4 protein-coding genes are annotated in these 3,978 nt (G+C 50.0%); 1 reads left to right on the top strand and 3 read right to left on the bottom strand.

Going from position 1 to position 3,978, the window contains the following annotated elements:
- Nucleotides 1-60 precede the first annotated feature (60 nt).
- Nucleotides 61-1,443 carry a C4-dicarboxylate transporter DcuC gene (dcuC, locus tag HMPREF9439_RS09825; RefSeq protein WP_008864729.1) on the top strand — a complete coding sequence of 461 codons (1,383 nt, stop codon included), beginning with the start codon at nt 61-63 and terminating at the stop codon, nt 1,441-1,443.
- Nucleotides 1,444-1,534: 91 nt separating this feature from the next.
- Here the strand turns inward: dcuC and HMPREF9439_RS09830 are convergent, their stop codons facing one another.
- The 3 genes from HMPREF9439_RS09830 to HMPREF9439_RS09840 form a co-directional block, all read right to left on the bottom strand.
- The gene (locus HMPREF9439_RS09830) at nt 1,535-3,040 is read right to left on the bottom strand and encodes an RtcB family protein (RefSeq protein WP_008864730.1); all 1,506 of its coding nucleotides are present in this window, start codon (nt 3,038-3,040) and stop codon (nt 1,535-1,537) included.
- On the bottom strand, nt 3,033-3,410 hold the full coding sequence (locus HMPREF9439_RS09835) for an RNA 3'-terminal phosphate cyclase (protein ID WP_008864731.1): 378 nt from the start codon (nt 3,408-3,410) through the stop codon (nt 3,033-3,035). Before HMPREF9439_RS09835 ends, HMPREF9439_RS09830 begins: the two co-directional genes overlap by 8 nt.
- Nucleotides 3,411-3,420: 10 nt before the next feature.
- Nucleotides 3,421-3,978, bottom strand: a 558-nt coding sequence (locus HMPREF9439_RS09840) for a hypothetical protein (protein ID WP_008864732.1), incomplete at its 5' end; no start/stop codon positions are given.

Consider the following 3,978-nt stretch of genomic DNA (forward strand, 5'->3'; position numbering starts at 1 on the left):
AGCATATAGTACAAATAATTGAGAAACCTTTATTTATCTCAACCGCCCAAGGAAATTTATATGTTAAGTATCTGCATCGTTATTGCTTCGATTGCGGCAGCGGCGTACTTGATTTTCAAAAAGTACTATGCTCCCGGCGCTTTGTTATTTGTAGGCCTCATTACTTTAGGGGTAGTCGCCTGCATCAGCCCGGACCCTTTAATTACCGGCAAAAAAGCGACTCATCTTGCTGCCCTTGATGTCATTCAGATCTTTACCAACCTGCTTCAGACAAGAACAGCCGGTTTAGGTATGAACATCATGGCAATCGCCGGCTTCACTTACTTTATGGACCAGATCGGTGCTTCCGGCGCCCTGGTGAGATTAAGCGTTAAGCCGCTCAAGCTGATTAAAGCTCCGTACATCGTTATGACACTGGGCTTCATTCTGAGCTTAATCCTTAATGTTTTCATTCCGTCTGCAGCTGGCTTAGCCCTCCTGCTGATGGTCTCCCTCTACCCGGTTATGGTCATGGGCGGTATCTCCCGTCAGTCTGCCGCAGCAACCATCTTGGTCGGCGGCTGCTGTTGTTTTGGGCCGTCCGGCGGCAACAACCTTCTGGCTGCTGATCTCACAAAGATGCACGTCATGGACTTTTTCCTGAATGTTCAGTGGACCATCGGCTGGGTTGCTGTTATCGCTATGCTCGTTGCCCACTTCTTTATCCAGCGCTGGTTCGATAAGAGAGACCTCGCCAAAGGCATCCTGACTAAGGAAGACTTCGAAGTTCCTCAGCTGACTAAAGAAGACGCCAAAGCCGAAAACGCTCCGCTTTGGTACGCACTCTTCCCGCTGATCCCGGTTATCCTCCTGTTCGTCTTCTCTCCGCTGATGTACAAAGGCATCCGCATGGAAGTTGTGACTGCCCTGCTGGTCTCCACTTTCGTTGCCCTCATCCTTGACGGCATCAGAAGAATGAACCTCAAAGAATCCATCGGCACGATCAAGACCTTTGCTCAGGGTATGGGTAAGGTCTTTACCTCCACCGTCTTCCTGATTGTCTGCGCGGAAGTGTTCGCAGCTGGTTTAACGAAATCCGGCGGTATTGCTGAAATCATCAACTCCGTTTCCGGTATGCAGGCTGGCGGTTACGCTGTCTTCACCGTTATGTTCCTCATCGTCGTCGGTTCCGCCTTCGTGATGGGCTCCGGCAACGCTGCTTTCTTCAGCTTCGCTCCAATGATTCCGGATATCGCAGCCAAAGTTGGTTTGAACGCTGCATTCATGATTTCTCCGCTCCAGTTAGCCTCCGGTATGGCTCGTTCTTCCAGCCCGATCGCAGGTGTGACGATTGCTATTGCAGGTTTGAGCGGACTCAATCCGTTTGATTTGATCAGAAGATCCATCCCCGTCATGGTAATTGCCATTATCGCTACTTACCTCCGTTCGCTGATGCTGATCTAGTTTTAGACTGATCTGATTCAACAAGAGGCAGCCAGCTGCCTCTTGTTGTTTCTGCCTATCCGTTTTAAGCCGGATGGAACAGATGCCCTCCCTACATACAAACATCTTCATCACCTTTGTTCTCCGGCTTTTTCTTCTTCTTTTTGTTGCTCCACTGGTTGCCTTCAGCAGCCATACGGACAAGCTTCGGCTCGAATTTCGCCAGGACATCCACCAAATCTCTCTGGCCGTCGATCACCTTATTGATGTCTTTATAGACTTCAGGAGATTCGTCCAGGGTTCCTCCGATCAAAGAGATGCCCTGTTCCTTGAGGATCTTTTTCATATCGGCATGTTTCAAGGTTCTGAAAGCAGCCGCTCGGCTCATCACTCTGCCTGCGCCATGAGAACAGGAATTGAAAGATTTCGCATTTCCTTTACCTCGAACAATGAATCCGGGCGAACCCATAGATCCCGGCACCACACCTAACTTACCTTTGCCGGCCGGCGTTGCGCCTTTTCGATGCACAATGAGTTCTTCTCCGTCATACATCTCTTTCCAGGCGAAGTTGTGGTGGTTTTCTACAAAACCCAATACGCCGCAGCCTAAAGCTCCGATCACGCTCTCATGGATCAGCTCATGGTTGGCTTCAGCGTATTTACCGCAGAGCTCCATGGCCTCCCAGTAATCTTTTCCTTCCTGAGAATCTAATTCCAGCCAAGCCAAACGCTTTAAGTTCTCAGGCAGTTCCGGATGGAGCTGCTGAGCCAGTTCAGAGAAGTGATTCGCAACATGCAGGCCTAAGCCTCGGCTTCCGGAGTGAGACAAAAGCGCTGTATAGATCCCGGCCTTAATTTTTAAGGTCGGTTCATCAACGTCGTTCTCCACCATGAGCTTTCCGAATTCAACGAAATGGTTTCCGTGACCGCTCGTTCCCAACTGAGAAGCTGCACGCTTGAAATTCTCTTTGACGACGCCGGATTTCCTCCATAACGGATCCTCCATTACCTTGTGCGTACGCTTTCCGGGCTCGAACGTCACACCTACGCCGAAACGCGTTTCATCCAAAAGTGTTGCGCCGAATTTGCGGCGATCTTTTTCGAATTCTTCGTAAGGAATATCAAGAATCGATATTCTCATGCGGCAGGCAATATCCACGCCGACAGCATACGGAATCACTGCGTTTTTAGTCGCCAGCACGCCGCCGATCGGGAGACCGTAACCCTGGTGAGCATCCGGCATCAGAGCGCCTCCGACGGAAATCGGCAAACTAACAGCCTCATCCATCTGTTCAAGCGCTCTGGCTTCGACCTTTTCTGTGCCCCACAACTTCCAAGGTGCCTTTTCTTTCCTCTCGCTGTAAACGATTCGGCCACTTCGGAATTTCTCCAGTTCTTCGGCTGCAACTTTGAAATTTTCTCTAACTTCTTTCGGGATATCTACCTGCTCCAAGACTTCTGTCGGATTGGCAGATACCGCCAGTTTGCCGACCAGAGGTTTTAATTCAGAATCCTTTTTACCGGCTGCATAGGATTTTCCGAGGGCTTCATAGAGTTTTGCTCTGATCTCGGCAACTTTGGGAACTTTCAATTCCTCTAAATCTTTTCCTTTAATCATGATTCTCTCTCTTAAATTTAGGCACGTTGACGACCAGGCACTTTCCGTCTTTTTCTGTCTTTACTTTTTGACCTGTAAACAATTCCAGAACCTTGATGCAGCTTTCAAGATGCTCTGATGAGCCCTTGGTTAAAAAGCTCCCTCCTGCTGTAAAGAAAAGCGGAAGAATGATCTGGTCAGCTAAATGAGTTTCAATCGATGCTGATGCCGCAAGAAAACCTCTAATCTGTTTGCCGAGACTTCTTGCCAGTGCTTCAGAGGTGTCACCGTACTGAGCAATTTCACTGAATACCGTAGGATTCCGTCCTGTCGTCCTAACGATTACCGCAGCTCCCGGTTCCTCGATGTCGGGATTTTCAGTGATCTCCAATTCATCAAATTTAGGCGCGGAGCCCCCTGCCTTCAGGCAGGGCAGGAAGCGCCTCTTCCTTTCGAATTTCTGTTAAATAGGTTCGTCTCTTTTCCAGCAGATGCAGCTTCTTGCAGCTGATGCCGGCTGAAATTCGGGTTCCGTCAAGCTTCCGAACATCAAAGAACCCGGATGATCGACGGCCGAAAATGAAGCCTTCTTCTCCCTGGCAGGCAACTTTGTCAAAAAGACGGAAGCCTTTGACCTCAAAGGGAGCCTGATTGCGCTTTCGAATGCCGCCTTTGAGGATGGAGAGCTTGTGAATCTGCCGGTTGTTCCGGCGCGTCTGCTTCTGGAAGAAGAATTCGCAGAGCCTTTCGGCGCCGAGGTTGCCGGCGATGCAGAAAGCATCTGCACAATGCGACTTAGCGATGTCGTTCGCGATCCGTGCGTGCTTAGTCCGATAACCGTAGGTGTTGTTCACTTCCAGCTCAGGATGCGACGCCTTCAGGCGATTCAGCACCTCCGAGCGCATAATTCCCATGAAGGCTTCCGCGCGGAACGATTGTCCGCGCTTTGCCTTCAGCGT

This window comes from Parasutterella excrementihominis YIT 11859 (assembly GCF_000205025.1).
Lineage (GTDB): Bacteria > Pseudomonadota > Gammaproteobacteria > Burkholderiales > Burkholderiaceae_F > Parasutterella > Parasutterella excrementihominis.

Bases quoted from the DNA above. Each gene is read 5' to 3' on its own strand.
- dcuC (WP_008864729.1), top strand. From the start codon at position 61: ATGTTAAGTATCTGCATCGTTATTGCTTCGATTGCGGCAGCGGCGTAC.
- HMPREF9439_RS09830 (WP_008864730.1), bottom strand. From the start codon at position 3,040: ATGATTAAAGGAAAAGATTTAGAGGAATTGAAAGTTCCCAAAGTTGCC.